At 72.2% G+C, this 16,004-nt stretch carries 14 protein-coding genes, 2 pseudogenes and 2 riboswitches; of the genes and pseudogenes, 12 read left to right on the forward strand and 4 right to left on the reverse strand.

All coding sequences use genetic code 11. The features are described from left to right. The first annotated feature begins 57 nt into the window (after nucleotides 1–57). The 10 genes and pseudogenes from LJB74_RS11515 to LJB74_RS11560 all read left to right on the forward strand — a co-directional run bounded on the left by LJB74_RS11515 (nucleotide 58) and on the right by LJB74_RS11560 (nucleotide 9,804). A complete protein-coding gene (locus LJB74_RS11515; RefSeq protein ID WP_259308665.1) occupies nucleotides 58–1,899 on the forward strand; it encodes a phosphoenolpyruvate carboxykinase (GTP) in 1,842 nt (613 codons plus the stop codon). A gap of 191 nt (nucleotides 1,900–2,090) precedes the next feature. Continuing rightward, nucleotides 2,091–3,347: a phosphoribosylamine--glycine ligase gene (gene purD / locus LJB74_RS11520; protein ID WP_259308666.1), complete on the forward strand. Its 1,257-nt coding sequence runs from the start codon at nucleotides 2,091–2,093 to the stop codon at nucleotides 3,345–3,347. 64 nt (nucleotides 3,348–3,411) lie between these two features. Further along, nucleotides 3,412–4,344, forward strand: a complete 933-nt coding sequence (locus LJB74_RS11525; RefSeq protein ID WP_396125154.1) for a phosphoribosylaminoimidazolesuccinocarboxamide synthase — start codon at nucleotides 3,412–3,414, stop codon at nucleotides 4,342–4,344. Nucleotides 4,345–4,510: 166 nt separating this feature from the next. Then, nucleotides 4,511–5,890, forward strand: a complete 1,380-nt coding sequence (locus LJB74_RS11530; RefSeq protein ID WP_310650842.1) for an amidohydrolase family protein — start codon at nucleotides 4,511–4,513, stop codon at nucleotides 5,888–5,890. Nucleotides 5,891–5,939: 49 nt separating this feature from the next. Beyond that, nucleotides 5,940–6,218 carry a phosphoribosylformylglycinamidine synthase subunit PurS gene (gene purS / locus LJB74_RS11535; protein ID WP_259308668.1) on the forward strand — a complete coding sequence of 93 codons (279 nt, stop codon included), beginning with the start codon at nucleotides 5,940–5,942 and terminating at the stop codon, nucleotides 6,216–6,218. Further along, complete coding sequence (gene purQ / locus LJB74_RS11540) at nucleotides 6,218–6,922, forward strand: phosphoribosylformylglycinamidine synthase subunit PurQ (RefSeq protein ID WP_259308669.1); 705 nt, start codon at nucleotides 6,218–6,220, stop codon at nucleotides 6,920–6,922. The genes purS and purQ overlap by 1 nt, the downstream gene beginning before the upstream one ends. Nucleotides 6,923–7,095: 173 nt before the next feature. Beyond that, a pseudogene (locus tag LJB74_RS11545) lies at nucleotides 7,096–7,275 on the forward strand (GNAT family N-acetyltransferase); the annotation flags it as partial. A 263-nt stretch (nucleotides 7,276–7,538) separates the two neighbouring features. Then, a complete protein-coding gene (locus LJB74_RS11550) occupies nucleotides 7,539–8,021 on the forward strand; it encodes a GNAT family N-acetyltransferase (protein WP_259308670.1) in 483 nt (160 codons plus the stop codon). 344 nt (nucleotides 8,022–8,365) lie between these two features. Further along, nucleotides 8,366–8,920: a DUF6318 family protein gene (locus tag LJB74_RS11555; RefSeq protein ID WP_259308671.1), complete on the forward strand. Its 555-nt coding sequence runs from the start codon at nucleotides 8,366–8,368 to the stop codon at nucleotides 8,918–8,920. Between the two features lie 62 nt (nucleotides 8,921–8,982). Then, nucleotides 8,983–9,804, forward strand: a complete 822-nt coding sequence (locus LJB74_RS11560) for a PKD domain-containing protein (protein ID WP_259308672.1) — start codon at nucleotides 8,983–8,985, stop codon at nucleotides 9,802–9,804. Between the two features lie 136 nt (nucleotides 9,805–9,940). Here LJB74_RS11560 and LJB74_RS11565 read toward each other — a convergent pair whose 3' ends face one another. The 4 genes and pseudogenes from LJB74_RS11565 to LJB74_RS11580 all read right to left on the reverse strand — a co-directional run bounded on the left by LJB74_RS11565 (nucleotide 9,941) and on the right by LJB74_RS11580 (nucleotide 12,634). Continuing rightward, entirely contained in the window at nucleotides 9,941–10,336 is a 396-nt protein-coding gene (locus tag LJB74_RS11565; protein ID WP_259308673.1) for a hypothetical protein, read from the reverse strand. Nucleotides 10,337–10,515: 179 nt separating this feature from the next. Then, nucleotides 10,516–10,830 carry a hypothetical protein gene (locus tag LJB74_RS11570; protein ID WP_259308674.1) on the reverse strand — a complete coding sequence of 105 codons (315 nt, stop codon included), beginning with the start codon at nucleotides 10,828–10,830 and terminating at the stop codon, nucleotides 10,516–10,518. A gap of 192 nt (nucleotides 10,831–11,022) precedes the next feature. Continuing rightward, nucleotides 11,023–12,296, reverse strand: a pseudogene (locus tag LJB74_RS11575) (O-succinylhomoserine sulfhydrylase). After that, nucleotides 12,293–12,634: a rhodanese-like domain-containing protein gene (locus tag LJB74_RS11580; RefSeq protein WP_310650843.1), complete on the reverse strand. Its 342-nt coding sequence runs from the start codon at nucleotides 12,632–12,634 to the stop codon at nucleotides 12,293–12,295. Before LJB74_RS11580 ends, LJB74_RS11575 begins: the two are co-directional and overlap by 4 nt. A 112-nt stretch (nucleotides 12,635–12,746) precedes the next feature. Beyond that, nucleotides 12,747–12,848: riboswitch (SAM riboswitch) on the reverse strand. A 124-nt stretch (nucleotides 12,849–12,972) separates the two neighbouring features. Beyond that, a riboswitch (SAM riboswitch) is annotated at nucleotides 12,973–13,096 on the forward strand. 143 nt (nucleotides 13,097–13,239) lie between these two features. Between LJB74_RS11580 and LJB74_RS11585 the strand changes: the two genes are divergently transcribed. Both LJB74_RS11585 and pstS read left to right on the forward strand, forming a co-directional pair. Next, nucleotides 13,240–14,619 carry an aminotransferase class V-fold PLP-dependent enzyme gene (locus LJB74_RS11585; protein ID WP_396125155.1) on the forward strand — a complete coding sequence of 460 codons (1,380 nt, stop codon included), beginning with the start codon at nucleotides 13,240–13,242 and terminating at the stop codon, nucleotides 14,617–14,619. A gap of 264 nt (nucleotides 14,620–14,883) precedes the next feature. Further along, nucleotides 14,884–15,960 carry a phosphate ABC transporter substrate-binding protein PstS gene (gene pstS / locus LJB74_RS11590; RefSeq protein ID WP_259308675.1) on the forward strand — a complete coding sequence of 359 codons (1,077 nt, stop codon included), beginning with the start codon at nucleotides 14,884–14,886 and terminating at the stop codon, nucleotides 15,958–15,960. Nucleotides 15,961–16,004: the final 44 nt, after the last annotated feature.

Genomic DNA, 16,004 nt, shown 5'->3' on the forward strand with positions numbered 1-16,004 from the left:
CGGACGAAGGTGGAGACCGAGCGCCGAACCCGACCGCAATCGCACGAGAGGCCCACGATGACCGTCCTCGACCACCCGCTCCTCACGACCCCTCCGACGACCCACGCCCGCCTGCTCGCCTGGGTCGCGGAGATGGCGGAGCTGACCGAACCCGACGCCGTGGTCTGGTGCGACGGCACCCCGGCCGAACGCCAACGGCTCAGCGAGCAGATGGTCGCGGACGGCACCCTGATCCCGCTCGACCCGGAGCTCCGCCCGGGCAGCTACCTGGCCCGCTCGGACCCGAGTGACGTCGCGCGCGTCGAGGACCGTACGTTCATCTGCTCGACGCACGCCGAGGACGCCGGGCCCACCAACAACTGGCGCGACCCGACGGAGATGCGCGCCGAGCTCCGCGGCGTCTTCGCCGGGTCGATGCGGGGTCGGACGATGTACGTGGTGCCGTTCTCGATGGGACCGCTCGGTGGCGCGATCTCGCAGCTCGGCGTCCAGCTCACCGACTCGCCGTACGTCGTCGTGAGCATGGCCGTCATGACGCGCACGGGCACGGCGGTGCTCGACCTGCTGGGTGACGACGGTGCGTTCGTCCCCGCGCTGCACTCGGTCGGGATGCCGCTCGTCGCTGCCGACGGCACCCGCCGCGAGGACGTGACGTGGCCGTGCAACACGACCAAGTACATCGTGCAGTTCCCCGAGACCCGAGAGATCTGGTCGTTCGGGTCGGGCTACGGCGGCAACGCGCTGCTGGGCAAGAAGTGCTTCGCGCTGCGCATCGCGTCGGCCATGGGGCACGACGAGGGCTGGCTGGCCGAGCACATGCTCATCCTCAAGATCACCTCCGACGAGGGGCGCACGTTCCACCTGGCGGCGGCCTTCCCGTCGGCTTGCGGCAAGACGAACCTCGCGATGCTGCGGCCGACCATCCCGGGGTGGACCGTCGAGACCATCGGGGACGACATCGCATGGATGCGGCCCGGTCCGGACGGCCGGCTGCGGGCGATCAACCCGGAGGCGGGGTTCTTCGGGGTCGCACCCGGTACCGGCGTCGAGACCAACCCGACGGCGATCGCCACCCTCACGCACGACGTCATCTTCACGAACGTCGCCCTGACCGACGACGGCGACGTCTGGTGGGAGGGGCTCACGCCCGAGGTGCCCGAGCACCTGACGGACTGGCGCGGGCAGGACTGGACGCCGGAGTCCGGTCGACCGGCGGCGCACCCCAACTCCCGGTTCACGGTCGCCGCCGAGCAGTGCCCGAGCATCGCCGACAGCTGGGACTCCCCGGACGGGGTGCCGATCGACGCGATCCTGTTCGGCGGGCGCCGGGCGACGAACGTCCCGCTCGTCGCGCAGTCCTTCGACTGGGCGCACGGCGTCTTCATGGGGGCGACGATCTCCTCCGAGCAGACGGCAGCCGCCGAGGGGACCGTCGGCGAGCTGCGTCGTGACCCGTTCGCGATGCTGCCGTTCTGCGGGTACAACATGGCGGACCACTGGGGTCACTGGCTCACGGTCGGTGCCGGGCTGGCGGCGGACAAGCGCCCGCTGCTGTTCCAGGTCAACTGGTTCCGCAAGGGCGCCGACGGCCGGTTCCTGTGGCCGGGGTTCGGGGAGAACTCCCGCGTCCTGGACTGGGTGCTGCGTCGGGTCACGGGCGAGGCCGAGGCGGAGACCACGCCGGTGGGGCTCGTGCCGGCTCCGGGTGCGCTCCCGCTCGACGGGCTCGACGTGTCCGAGGTCGACCTCGCCGCGCTCCTCGCCGTCGACCCGGACTCGTGGTCCCACGAGGCGGACCTGACCGAGGAGTTCTTCGCGCAGTTCGGCGACCGGCTGCCGCCCGAGCTCGCCGACCAGCTCACCGCCCTCCGCACCCGCCTCGGCACCGCGACCCGGTAGCCGCGCACCCCGGCCACCGGAGCTGCCCACCCGCCACCGGAGCCGTGACGACTCCCGTCAACTGGAGCGTTCTGCCGCGACACACCGGCGTGTCGCGAGCGGAACGCTCCAGTTGACGGGGGGTGGGGTGGGGCGGCCGGGCGTGCGGGGAGGTCGGGGTGAGCGGGTGGTGGCCGTTAGGCTCAGGGTCCGTGAAGATCCTCGTCCTCGGCACCGGTGCTCGTGAGCACGCCCTCGTTCGGTCGCTTGCGGCAGATGTGCAGGTCAGCGAGCTGCACGCCGCGCCAGGGAACCCTGGCATCGGGGCGGACGCGACCCTGCACGCCGTCGATCCGCTGAACGGGGACGCCGTCGCCGCGCTCGCGACCGACCTCGGCGTGGACCTCGTCGTCGTCGGCCCGGAGGCACCGCTCGTCGCCGGGGTGGCCGACGCCGTCCGCGCCGCCGGGATCGCCTGCTTCGGCCCGAGCCGCGAGGCCGCCGCCCTCGAGGGGTCCAAGGCGTTCGCGAAGGACGTCATGGCGGCCGCCGCCGTGCCGACCGCGATGGCGCGCGTCTGCACGACCACCGACCAGGTCGCCGAGGCCCTCGACTCCTTCGGGCCGCCGTACGTCGTCAAGGAGGACGGTCTCGCGGCCGGCAAGGGCGTCGTCGTCACGACCGACCGCGACGAGGCCCTCGCCCACGGGGCGGCGTGCGTCGCGAAGCCCGGCGGCCGGGTGGTGGTCGAGGAGTACCTCGACGGCCCGGAGGTGTCGCTGTTCTGCCTGACCGACGGGTCGACCGTCGTGCCGCTCGCCCCGGCGCAGGACTTCAAGCGCGCCCTCGACGGCGACGCCGGACCCAACACCGGCGGCATGGGCGCGTACTCCCCGCTCGACTGGGCGCCTGCCGGGCTGGTCGAGGAGGTCGTGCAGCGGGTCGCGCAGCCGACCGTCGACGAGATGGCGCGTCGCGGGATCCCGTTCGCCGGGGTGCTGTACGTCGGGCTCGCGCTCACGAGCCGCGGCCTGCGTGTGGTCGAGTTCAACGCACGCTTCGGCGACCCGGAGACGCAGGTGGTGCTCGCACGGCTGCGCACGCCGCTCGCCGGTCTGCTCCGCGCCGCGGCGACGGGGACGCTCGGTCTGGTCGAGCCGCTGCGCTGGAGCGACGACGCGGCCGTGACGGTCGTCATTGCGTCCCACGGCTACCCTGTGTCGGCCCGCACCGGGGACCCGATCACCGGCATCGACGAGGCCGAGCGTGCGACCGGGGCCCAGGTGCTGCACGCCGGGACGGCGCTCGTGGACGGGGTGCTCGTGTCGGCGGGCGGTCGGGTGCTGTCCGTCGTCGGCCGCGGCACGGACATCGAGGCGGCCCGGGCGATGGCCTACGCCGCGATCGACCTCATCGAGCTGCCGGGCTCGCACCACCGCACGGACATCGCGGCGTCGCCGTCGCGGTGATCCCGGCCCACGCCAGGTCGACATCCGGTCCGGTGCGTCGTGACGCGTCAGGGTGCGGGAGGATGTGCCCGTGAGCGCGCCACTCGAGCTGACCGGCTGGACCCCCACCTACTCGGGGAAGGTTCGGGACCTCTACGTCCCCGACCTCCCGCCGGGTGTCACGCACCCGCTGGGCGACGTCGTGCTCGTCGTCGCGAGCGACCGCATCAGTGCGTACGACCACGTGCTCGACACCCTGGTCCCGGACAAGGGTCGCGTCCTGACCCAGCTGAGCCTGTGGTGGTTCGAGCAGGTCGCGGACCTCGTCCCCAACCACGTGGTGACGGCGGAGGCCGGAGAGCACGGTGTGCCCGCCGCGGTGCTGGGGCGCGCCATGATCTGCCGTCGGCTCGAGATGTACCCGGTGGAGTGCGTCGCACGCGGCTATCTCACCGGATCGGGCCTCGTCGAGTACCGCGCAGGCCAGCAGGTGTGCGGAGTGCCGCTGCCGGCGGGCCTCGTGGACGGCTCGCGGCTCCCGACGCCCATCTTCACGCCGGCGACCAAGGCCGAGCTCGGCGAGCACGACGAGAACGTCTCCTTCGACGTCGTCGCGAACCGGATCGGCCTCGAGACCGCGACCCGGCTGCGGGACCTCACGCTCGCGGTGTACTCGCGGGCCGAGAGCATCGCGCGCGAGCGGGGCGTGATCCTCGCCGACACGAAGCTCGAGTTCGGGCGTGCGATCGACGGACCGGACGCCGGTGCCGTCGTGCTCGGTGACGAGGTGCTGACCCCGGACTCGTCGCGGTTCTGGCCGGCCGACACCTGGGCCCCCGGCGGTGCGCAGCCGAGCTTCGACAAGCAGTACGTCCGGGACTGGCTCACGTCGGACGCGTCGGGCTGGGACCGCACGGGCGACGCGCCGCCGCCGCCGTTGCCCCCCGAGGTGGTCGAGCGCACCCGCGCGCGCTACCTCGAGGCGTTCGAGCGGCTGACCGGCCGAGCCGCGCTCTGATGCCCGGCGGGATGGTCCTCACCGGCGCTCGCGTCGTCGGCACCGACGTGCCCGGTACCCGTCCGATCGGTACCGGCTCCGGGCTCGTCGACGTCCTCGTGCGCGACGGGCGGATCGTCGCCGTCGCGCCGGACCTCGCCGCCGACCTCCCCCGCAGGTGGCGCGCGTGGACCTCGACGGCCGCCCCGTCGTGCCCGGCCTGTGGGACAACCACGTGCACTTCACGCAGTGGGCGCTCGCACGGCAGCGGCTCGACGTCTCCGGGACGACGTCCGCAGCCGAGGTCGTCCGGCTCGTCGTCGAACGGCTCCGCACGCAGCCGCTCCCGGACGGGGCGACGCTCACGGGGCTCGGGTTCCGGGACGCGCTGTGGTCGGACACCCCGTCGGCGGTGCTGCTCGACGACGCGATCGCCGCGGCCGGCCTCCCGCCCGTCCCGGTGGTCCTGATGTCCGGCGACCTGCACTGCGGCTGGCTGAACACGGCGGCCCTGCGGTCCCCGGCGCTCGCTGCGCACGGTCTCGGCGACCATCCGACCGGGGTGCTCCGCGAGGCGGAGTGGTTCGCCGCGAGCGAGGACGTCAGCGTCGTGGCCCCCGACGTGCTCGAACGCCTCGTCGACGAGGCTGCGCGTGCCGCCGCGGCGCGGGGCGTCGTCGGCGTCATGGACGTCGAGATCGCCGACAACCTGTCCGTGTGGTCACGACGCGTGCAGTCCGGGATCACCTCGCTGCGGGTGTCCGCCGGCGTCTGGCCCGAGCACCTGGACCGGGCCATCGCCCGGGAGCTGGCCACCGGCGACGTCCTGCCGGGGACCGACGGGCTCGTGACGATGGGCCCGCTGAAGATCATCGCGGACGGGTCGCTGAACACCCGGACGGCGTACTGCCACGACCCGTACCCGGGGCTGACCGGTCCCGAGGCCCGCGGCGTCCTCACCTACGACCTGGACCGGCTCGTGCCGCTGATGACGCAGGCTGCACGCCACGGCATTGCGTGCGCGATCCACGCGATCGGCGACCGCGCGAACACCGTCGTGCTCGACGCGTTCGAGAAGAGCGGGGCACGCGGTTCCGTCGAGCACGCGCAGCTCGTCTCCCCCGAGGACGTCCCGCGCTTCGCCGCCCTCGGTGTCGTCGCGTCGGTGCAGCCCGAGCACGCGATGGACGACCGCGACGTCGTCGATCGGTACTGGGCGGACCGGGTGGACCGGGCCTACCCGTACCGGGACCTGCTCGAGTCGGGGGCGCAGCTGGCCCTCGGCTCCGACGCACCGGTGGCCCCGCTGGACCCGTGGATCTCGATCGCGGCGGCCGTCACCCGTGCGCGCGACGACCGCACGCCGTGGCACCTCGAGCAGGCCCTGCCGATCGGGGCGGCGCTCGCGGCGTCGGTGCGCAGCAGCGTCGCGCCTGGTCAGCTCGCCGATCTCGCGATCCTCGACGCCGACCCGACCACAACCGACGCCGCGACCCTGCGGACGATGCCCGTCGCGGCGACCCTGCTCGGCGGACGCGTCACCTGGGGCACCCTCGGAAGTCGGTAGTCTGAGCACCGCACCCCTCCACCTCCGCCCCGTGAAACAGGAGCCACCCGTGGGACGAGTCGTCGTCAACGTGATGCCGAAGCCCGAGATCCTCGACCCGCAGGGCAAGGCCGTCAACGGCGCCCTCCCGCGGCTCGGGTTCAGCCAGTTCGTGAGCGTCCGTCAGGGCAAGCGGTTCGAGCTCGAGGTCGACGGTGAGGTCACCGACGAGGTCCTCGCGGCGGCCCGTCGTGCCGGTGAGACGGTGCTCTCGAACCCGGTCATCGAGGACGTCGTGGACGTCTACGCCGAGACTGCGCACGCCGCGTCCGCCGAGGCGGGCCGCTGATGCTCGCAGGAGCCCGCATCGGGGTCGTCACCTTCCCGGGGACCCTCGACGACCGCGACGCCGCGCGCGCCGTCCGGCTCGCGGGCGGCGAGGCCGTATCGCTGTGGCACGCGGATGCCGACCTGCACGCCGTGGACGCCGTGGTGCTGCCCGGTGGGTTCTCGTACGGCGACTACCTGCGCGCCGGGGCCATCTCGCGGTTCGCGCCCGTCATGGGGTCGATCATCGACGCGGCGAACGGCGGGATGCCCGTCCTCGGCATCTGCAACGGCTTCCAGGTCCTCACCGAGGCGCACCTGCTGCCCGGGTCGATGATCAAGAACGACCACCTGCACTTCGTCTGCCGTGAGCAGGTGCTCTCCGTCGAGAACACCGATACCGCATGGACCCGGCTGTACTCCGTCGGCGAGCGGATCACGATCCCGCTGAAGAACCAGGACGGTCAGTACGTCGCCGACGAGCACACGCTCGACGAGCTCGAGGGCGAGGGGCGCGTCGTCGTCCGGTACCGCGACGGCAACCCGAACGGGTCGCGTCGCGACATCGCCGGGATCACCAACGCCGCAGGGAACGTCGTCGGCCTCATGCCCCACCCCGAGCACGCGGTCGAGCCCGGGTTCGGTCCGGACGGGCCGAACGGGCCGCGGACCGGCACCGACGGGCTGCGGTTCTTCGCCTCGGTCATCGGGGCCCTGGTCGGTTGAGCGAGAGCGCCCGTGCGGCGTCCGCTGCAGGGTCCCGGGTGACGATCGAGTCGGTTCCGTGGGCGGACGCCGACGCGGACCGGCTCCGCACCGAGCAGCAGGAGGAGCTCAAGTCCCGGTACGACGGTGTGGCGGACCTCGAGCCGCACATCCCGCCCGAGGGTGTCGTCGCGATGCTGCTCGTCCGGGTCGACGGCGTCGCAGCGGCGTGCGGGGCGCTGCGGGCGCGCGGTGAGGGCATCGGTGAGCTCAAGCGCATGTACGTGTCGCCCGAGTTCCGCGGGCGCGGGCTGTCGCGTCTCGTGCTCGTCGAGCTCGAACGGCGGGCCGTCGTCCTCGGCTGGGAACGCCTGATCCTGGAGACCGGCGTGCTGCAGCCGGAGGCGATCGGGCTCTACCTCTCCGAGGGGTACCTGTCGATCCCGAACTACCCGCCGTACGACGTCGAGGCGGACTCCCGGTGCTTCACGAAGCTCGTGGCCGCTCCCGGTGCGACGGCGCAGACCGGCACGGAGCGAACCGGCGCGGGGCGGACCGGCACCGGGCGGAGGGGGCTGCCGCGTCGACGACCGGCAGATCGGCTTCGGCCGTCCGCGTCGCTCGCGCGGAACGGCCCGTGGTCGAGATCGTGGACGTCCCGTTCGACGACCCTCGAGCGTTCGAGCTTCGGCGCGAGATGTACGACGAGCTCGCGCCGGTGTATCCCGAGTTCGACGTCTTCGACGACGGGTTCGCGGCGATGGAGGCGGACGTCGGGGGCGACGTGCACGTCACGCTGCTTGCGATGGTCGGCGGCCGTGCGATGGGCACGGCGATCCTCCGTCCGGCAGGCGGCAGGTTCGGACCGTCGGCCGGTGAGGTCAAGAAGGTGTTCGTCCGGCCGGAGGCCCGCGGACTCGGGGTGGCGCGTGCGCTGATGGCGGCCGTCGAGGACGCGGCCCGTGCGGTCGGCTTGAACGCAGTGATCCTGCAGACCGGGTCGCGCCAGCCGGAGGCGATCGCGCTCTACGTGAGTCACGGCTACCGTCCGATCGCGCCGTACGGTCCGTACGTCGGTGACACCGTCTCCCTCTGCTTCCAGAAGTCCCTCACCGCCTGACCCGTCTCTCGTCAAGTGGAGCGATGTGCGCGGACACGCCCGCGTGCCGCGCGCACATCGCTCCACTTGACGGGCGTCGTGGGTCTCGGTGCAGTGGCGTTGGGCATCGGTTGTCCACAGGGAGGCCCAAGGGCCTGTGAAGGTTCGGTCGTGGCTTGGTACGGTCGCGCCGGACATTTCGGGCACCGGGGGGTGACGTGCGACGACGTGAGCATGGCGGGGCTGGTGCGGGCGCGGGTTGTGGTGCGAGTGGTGGGCCGGCCGCGCTGGCGTCCGTGATCGCCGGGGGTGATGACCTCAGGCGCCGGAGCAGGGCGTCCAGCTGGGGCGGCATCGGAGTCGTCGTGCTGGCGGCAAGCCTGGCCGGATGCACGGGTTCCAGTACGCCGGACCCTGAGGTCAGCTCGAGCAGTGTCGCCTCGGCGTCTGTCGCACCGAGCCCGACGCCGAGCCCGACTGGACCGGTAGCGCCGGTTCGCCCGGCACAGATCGACCAGATGACGCCGACGGGTGCGGCCGCCGCGGCGACGTACTTCATCGAGCTCTACGGGTACGTGCTGCAGACCGGCGACCTGACCGCGTGGGACGCGATGAGCTACCGGACATGCCAGTTCTGCAATGCGACGCACGAGTTCGTCGCCTCGACCTTCCGCGACGGAGGCTCGTTCGTTGGGGGCACGACGACCGCGGAAGTGCTGGCCGTTCATGCGCTCGCCGAGCTCGAGGGTGGATACCCGGTCGACCTCCGCGTCACGCAGGGCCCGACCGGGAGGCTCGACGCTGCGGGAGCCCAAGTGACGAGCACCGAGGGTTCGGTGTCCACGGCGCGCTTCCACACGTCCTTCATCAACGGCGCGTGGCGGATTCTGGGCGTTGAGGGTGGGCGTGAGTCGGAGTGAAGTGGGTTACTCGCATCTTCGTCGTCAGTCTCCTGGCGAGCGCGTCGTCGCTGCCAACGAGCGTGCGCACCGACAATCAGGACGTCGACTGGAAGAGTCGTTGGAGCGGGAACGAGGTTGAGGTCTCCGGCCAGACCGAGTCGACCCACAGCATCGCGGTGGCGCCGGATGCGAACGTGCGGTACCAGCAGTCGCCGTGGGCGGTGTGCATGGACGATGCGTCGATGAACGTGCCGGTGCTGGGGCCCGGGGTGTCCTGCCCGGACACGGCGTTCGAGGCTCTGGCGCTGATCTGCCCGGAGGGTCAGCATGTGGTCGATCCGGTGTTCGTGTCGGAGCGTGATGCGAGCAGCCCGACGGGGTGGGGTCCGTGGACGTTGTCGACGCCGGGAAGGTGCGTAGCGTCGGCAGACCTGGCTGCTGAGGTGTCGCGGGAGCTGGCGCGGTTGCCTCTGGCGGCCTCACCGGTGTCGGTGCCACCGAACGGGTGGGTGATGGTGAACATGGACACGGTGGTGTTCACGAGCCCCGACGCGCAGGTGTTCGACCTGGTGGTGCTCGGGACGCCGGTGCGGGTCAGTGCGCGCCCGGCGTCGTTCTCGTGGGACTTCGCTGACGGGACGGACCCGTTGGTGACGTCCGATCCGGGACGCGCGTATCCCCACCAGACGGTGGCGCACACCTACACGCGCGGTGGGTCGTACGTGGTGGGCCTGACCACGACCTGGGTCGCAGACTTCCAGGTGAACGGTTCTGGGGGGTGGATCCCGGTGCCAGGAACGGCGACCACGACATCGCCGGGTGCGCCGTTGCAGGTGTACGAGGCCCGCGCGCACCTGGTCGACGGCCCGTGCCCGTCGACCGGGCCGTGCACCCTGACCTGAACCGCCTACCCGATCGACCGCGCGGCCGGGCGTCGCGCCGGTGCGCACCCAAGTCGGCGCTCGGTCAAGTGGAGCGATGTGCGCGGACACGCCCGCGTGTCGCGCGCACATCGCTCCACTTGACGGGGTGCGGGGGTCAGGGGGCGGCGTGCATCTCGGTGCCCTGGTGGAAGAGGATGCGCCAGCCGGTCGTCGCGCGGTGCCAGATGGTCGCGCGGCGGGTCGTGCGCTCGCCCTGACGCAGGACGTACGTGAGCAGATAGGTGTCGGGCGCGAGCTCGCGGCAGTGGAAGTGGTCCGTCTCCCACGGATCCGGTTCGGCCGCCGCGTAGCGTCGCGCCAAGGTCGCCCAGACGAACTCGCGGCTGTACGCGCGACCTGACGCGCCGATCTCCCAGAAGTCGGGTGCGGTCTGGGCCTCGAAGTCCTCGCGGGTGGTCCCGAGCTCGAGACGGTGGAAGATCGGTTCTCGCCGTACGAGCTCGGCGAGGATCGGCGCGAGCCGAGGTTCCGTGGTCAGGTCGGGGCTCATCGACAGCTCATCGGGCACAGCTACGACTCTGCCACGACGCGTCAACGCCGAGGAGAGGTGCCGCACCCACACCCACCCCCGTGTCGAGTGGAGCGATGTGCGCGGACACGCCCGCGTGTCTCGCGCACATCGCTCCACTCGACACGGGACGTGCGGCGGTCGACGCGGAAGCAGCAGCTCTACGCGGAGGCGAGGGGACGGCCGAGCGCGGTCTCGCAGGCTTCGACGAGGCCGCCGTCGAGGCCGTACTTGCCTCGGAAGATCGCATCGAGGGTCTCGAAGTGCACCATCACCTGCGGGCGGACCATGCCGCAGCCGAGCAGGGCCCCGAGCGCGGCCCGCTGCCGGCGGGTCATGTCGGAGAGTCGGCAGCCACCGGCCAGGTCGAGGCCAGTGCGCTCGAGCTCGTCCGCAGCGGTGCGCAGCGCCAGGTCGAGCTCCCCGTCGGGGTTCCAGCGGGGGAACGGCGTGGCTGCGGTCTCAGGTGTGCTCATGGGGATCGCAGCGACCGTAGCAGCCCGACCCGCGCGACCGCAGGGACCGAGGGCCTCAGGCACCGCGGCGCCCCGTCGCCATCGCCGCGGTGCCCGTGCCGAGCCACCGGTGCCCGTGCCGAGCCACCGGTGCCCGCGCCGAGCCATCAGTGCCCGTGCCGAGCCATCAGTGCCCGCGCACCGTCAGCGCCGTCAGCGCCGGCTCGCGCCCAGTGCCTGCGTGAGGTCGTCCAGGAGGTCCAGCGGGTCCTCGAGACCGATGCTGAGCCGGACGGTCGACTCCGAGATCCCCACCGCCGCGCGCCCGGCCGGTCCTAGCTTGCGGTGCGTCGTGGTGGCGGGGTGGGTGACGAGCGACTTGGCGTCGCCGAGGTTGTTCGAGATCGCGACGACGCGGAGCGCGTCGAGGAACGCGAACGTGGACCGCTTCGCCACGTCGGGGTCGGCCCCGGGAACGGCGAGGTCGAACGTCACGATCGTGCCACCGCCGCTCATCTGGCTGGTCGCGAGCGCATGCTGCGGGTGCGACGCCAGGAACGGGTACCGCACCGTGGCGATGCCGGGCTGCCCCTCGAGCCACGTCGCGACCTGCAGCGCCGCCGCCGTCTGGGCACGGACCCGCAGCGAGAGCGTCTCGAGCCCCTTGAGCAGCACCCAGGCGTTGAACGGGCTGAGGCTCGGCCCGGTGTTGCGGATCAGCGTCTGGACCGGGCCGTCGATGTACTCGCGCGACCCGAGGATCGCGCCACCGAGCACGCGCCCCTGCCCGTCGATGTGCTTGGTCGCCGAGTAGACCGTGACGTCGGCGCCCTGCGTGAGTGGTCGCTGGAGCACGGGTGTCGCGAACACGTTGTCGACGACGACCACGGCCCCGGCGGCGTGGGCGAGCTCGCTCACGCGTGCGACGTCGACGAGGTCCTGCATGGGGTTCGACGGCGTCTCGAAGAACACGACGTCGGCGGGCGTCGCGAGCGCCGCCTCCCACTGGGAGAGCTCGTGGCCGTCGACGTAGTCGGTGCGGACCCCCAGGACGCGAAGATCTCGTCGAAGATCACGAGGGTCGAGCCGAACAGGGCCCGCGCGGCCACGATCCGGCTCCCGGAGCGGACCAGCGCGGCCAACGACGTGAACACGGCGGACATCCCGGTCGCGGTCGCGTAGCAGGCCTCGGCGCCGTCCAGCAGCCGTAGCCGTTCCTCGAAGGTCGAGACGGTCGGGTTGCCGTACCGCGAGTAGATGAAGCGGTCGGCGTCACCGGCGAACGCGGCCTCGGCGTCGGCCGCGCGGGAGTAGACGTAGCCCTGGGTGAGGAACAGCGGCTCGGCGGTCTCCTGGAAACCGGTCCGCACCTGCCCGCCGTGGACGGCGAGCGTGTCGGCGCGCAGGCCGGTCGGCGGGAGCGTGCCGTCGTTCCAGTTCCCGGGGCCCGGCGTTTGCGGGGCGGTCGGGACCGATCCGGTGCTCATGACTGGGTCCAGGGCAGACCGGTGGCACGCCAGCCGTGGTCGCCGCGATGGCCCTCGAGGTCGAGGTTGCCCTCGAACCCGTCGAGGACGTTGTACGCAGGTCCGAGCCCTGCGGCGGTCGCGGCGGTCGCGGCGGCGATCGACCGTGCGCCGGACCGGCACAGGAAGACGACGGGGCGCCCAGGGGTCAGCCCGGCCGCGACGGCCTCCTCCACGAACGTCGCGTTGCGCGCGCCGGTCGGGTACGTGACCCACTCGACGAACACGGTGCTGCGGCCGAGCGTGCTGACGTCGGGCACCCCGACGTAGCGCCACTCCGCCTCGGTGCGGACGTCCACGAGGACGGCGTCGGGGTCTGCCGCCAGGAGGTCCCAGGCCTGCTGGGGGAGAGGTCGCCGGCGTAGCCGGAGGGTGTCGCCGCGGTCGGTGAGTCGGACGTGCTCATGTGCGCCTCCATCGGTCCTGGCGGTAGCACCCTCACCCGGGACGTGGGGTCCCAGGGGGTTGCTGCGGCGTCGTCGAGCCAGATCTCTCGGCCGCTCTGGATGGTGCCTCGGATGCTACGGCCCCTGTGCGTGGTCCGACAAGCACGAGCGACCCACCGTCCACCATCCAAGATGCGAGACCGGTCGTCCACCCGTTGACACGGGCCCGCCCGTCGCGCACGCTGGACCGAGGTCATGAGTGCCAGCGCATGATGATGCACAGCCCCGGCTTGCTGGCCGGCAACCCTCCTCCGCGGTGGGGTGCCCCGGGTGACGACCTGGCCGTGACCGAGGTGGTCACGGCAAGCGCGGGACCTCCCCTTCGTCGGCATGCGTCGACCCGTCGGCGTGCCGGTGGTGGTCCCTCCGGACCTCCTGGAGCTGTCGTGCCCTCTTCGTCTGTCGTCTCCCCCTCGCCCGTCGTACCTCACCCGTCTGCGGTGCCCGACGCGCCTTCAGTGCCCGGTACGGCTGCCGCGCCCGGTACGTCTGCGCTGCCCGATCGGCCTGCCGAGACCCTCGCGCTGCTGCCCGTGGTCGGCGGTGCGACCCGGGTCCCGCTCGTCGACGGGACGTCGCGCGTCTACGCCAACCTGGACTACGCGGCGAGCGCGCCGGCGCTCGAGGCCGTCGCCGACCGGGTGAACGAGGTCCTGCCGCTCTACGCGAGCGTCCACCGCGGCGCCGGGTACCTGTCCCAGGTGTCGACGGCTCTCTACGAGTCCGCGCGGACGACGATCGGGCGGTTCGTCGGCGCCCGCGAGGACGACGTCACGATCGTCACCCGCAACACGACCGACTCCCTCAACCTGCTGGCCGGCTGCGTCCCGGGCGACGTGCTGGTGCTCGATCTCGAGCACCACGCGAACCTGCTGCCCTGGCAGCGGAGGGGCGCCACGGTCCTCGAGGTCGCGGGTACCGTCGCGGCCACGCTCGACGCCCTGCGTGCCGCGCTCGCCGCGCACCCGTACGCCCTGGTGGCGGTGTCCGGAGCGTCGAACGTCACGGGCGAGTCCCTGCCGGTCGCGGAGGTCGTCGCGCTCGCGCACGCGGCCGGCACCCGGGTGGCCGTCGACGGTGCCCAGCTCGTCCCGCACCGGGGATTCTCGCTCGCACGCAGCGGGGCCGACTACGTCGCGTTCTCCGGGCACAAGACGTATGCACCGTTCGGTGCCGGTGCGCTGGTCGGCCGGCGCGACTGGCTCGACGCGGGCGAGCCGTACCTCGCCGGGGGTGGAGCGGTGCGCGACGTCCGTCCCGACCGGGTGGTGTGGACGACGGCGCCCGCGCGCCACGAGGCCGGGTCGCCGAACGTGATCGGCGCGATCGCGCTCGCGGCGGCCTGCGACACCCTCGCCGCTCTTCCCGACGGTGCGCTCGCGGCTCACGAGCGTGCGCTGCGGGACCGGCTGGTCGACGGGCTGCAGGCGATCGACGGGGTCGAGGTCGTGCGTCTCTGGGCCGACTCCGCGGACCCGGTCGGCGTCGTGACGTTCTCCGTCGCCGGGCACGACCCCGGGCTCGTCGCGGCCTACCTGTCCGCGGAGCACGGGATCGGGGTCCGGGACGGGCGCTTCTGCGCGCACCCGTTGCTCGCGCGGCTGGGCGTGCCGGCGGGGGCGATCCGCGCGAGCGTGGGGGTCGGCACCGAGGGGGAGTTCGTGGAGCGCCTGCTGGGCGCTGTTGCCGCGTACCTGGCCGACGGTCCGCGTGCGCGGTACGTGGTCGTCGACGGGTGCTGGCAGGTCGAGGCCGACTCCCGGCCGTTGATCCAGGTGGGCGGCCTGGCGGCGCTCGCGGCGACGGCCGCGGCCGCGTGCGGACCGGCCCTGGACTGAGCCCGGGCGGCGGTCCAGAACCCCTGATTGCCAGGGTTTTCACAGCAACACCAGGAAACGTCCAGCCACTGGCCCGACGGGGGTCGTCGACCCGTCGCACTCCGTTCACCTTACAGACATCTCCGGGTTTAATGGGCTCCCTAGCGTGCAGATCGTTGGGTCGTCCCGCGCCATCCGGCCGGGCCCACATCGATGACGAAGGGACGTGACCACGTGAGGCGTACTCGCCTTCTTGGGACAGCGGCCGCGATCACGCTCGGTGCCATGTCGCTCGCTGCGTGCGGCACGAACAACAACTCGACCGGGAGCGCCTCGCCGCTCTCCGCGTCGACCGCAGGCTCGTCGACCCCCGCGAGCAGCATCGCGTGCGCCCAGGGCTCGCTCACCGCCTCGGGTTCGACGGCACAGTCGAACGCGATGTCGCAGTGGACGAAGACCTACCAGACCGACTGCTCGGGCTCCACGATCAACTACCAGGGTGGCGGCTCGGGCAAGGGCGTCACCGACTTCACGTCGGGCACCACCGACTTCGCCGGCTCCGACTTCGCGCTCACCGCGGCGCAGAAGCCCGCGGCCGACGCGCGCTGCGGCACCGGCAACCAGGCGATCGACCTCCCGATGGTGCCGGGCCCGATCGCGGTGGGCTACAACCTGCCCGGCGTGACCTCGCTCAACCTCTCGGCGACGACGATCGCGAAGATCTTCTCGGGTGCGATCACGAACTGGGACGACCCGGCGATCAAGGCGGACAACCCCGGCGCGACGCTCCCGTCGCTCGGGATCCAGACCTTCCACCGGTCCGACGGCTCGGGCACCACGTTCAACTTCACGAACTACCTGCAGAACGACGCGGGCAGCGCGTGGACCTTCGGCCACGACAAGACCTGGAGCGCCCCGGGCGGCCAGGGCTCCAAGGGGACCGCGGGCATCGCGCAGGGCGTCAAGACGACCCCCGGCGGGATCGGCTACATGGAGCTGTCGTTCGCGACGCAGAACAGCATCCCCTACGCCAAGGTCGGCAACGCCCAGGGCAAGTTCGTCGAGCTCACCACGGCGAACGTCGTGAACTTCCTCTCGAAGGCGAAGATCACCGGAACCGGCGGTGACCTCGCGCTGACGTTCGACTACGCGAACCCCGACACCAGCGCCTACCCGGCCGTCCTGGTCACCTACGAGATCGTCTGCGCGACCGGCAACAAGAGCGCGACCCTCCCGGTGCTCAAGTCCTTCCTCGGCTACCTGGCGCACTCGGGCCAGGACATCTTGGAGAAGAACGGGTACGTCAAGCTGCCCGAGAACATCGCCACGAAGGTGCAGGCGGCCGTCACCGCGATGGCCTGATCGCACCACCTCGTGACACCGATGGTGCCTGACCCGCCCCCGGG

It is taken from the genome of Cellulomonas sp. P24, from assembly GCF_024704385.1.
Classification (GTDB): domain Bacteria; phylum Actinomycetota; class Actinomycetes; order Actinomycetales; family Cellulomonadaceae; genus JAJDFX01.

Bases quoted from the DNA above. Each gene is read 5' to 3' on its own strand.
- LJB74_RS11570 (WP_259308674.1), bottom strand. From the start codon at position 10,830: ATGAGCACACCTGAGACCGCAGCCACGCCGTTCCCCCGCTGGAACCCC.
- purQ (WP_259308669.1), top strand. From the start codon at position 6,218: ATGCTCGCAGGAGCCCGCATCGGGGTCGTCACCTTCCCGGGGACCCTC.
- LJB74_RS11515 (WP_259308665.1), top strand. From the start codon at position 58: ATGACCGTCCTCGACCACCCGCTCCTCACGACCCCTCCGACGACCCAC.
- pstS (WP_259308675.1), top strand. From the start codon at position 14,884: ATGTCGCTCGCTGCGTGCGGCACGAACAACAACTCGACCGGGAGCGCC.
- LJB74_RS11565 (WP_259308673.1), bottom strand. From the start codon at position 10,336: ATGAGCCCCGACCTGACCACGGAACCTCGGCTCGCGCCGATCCTCGCC.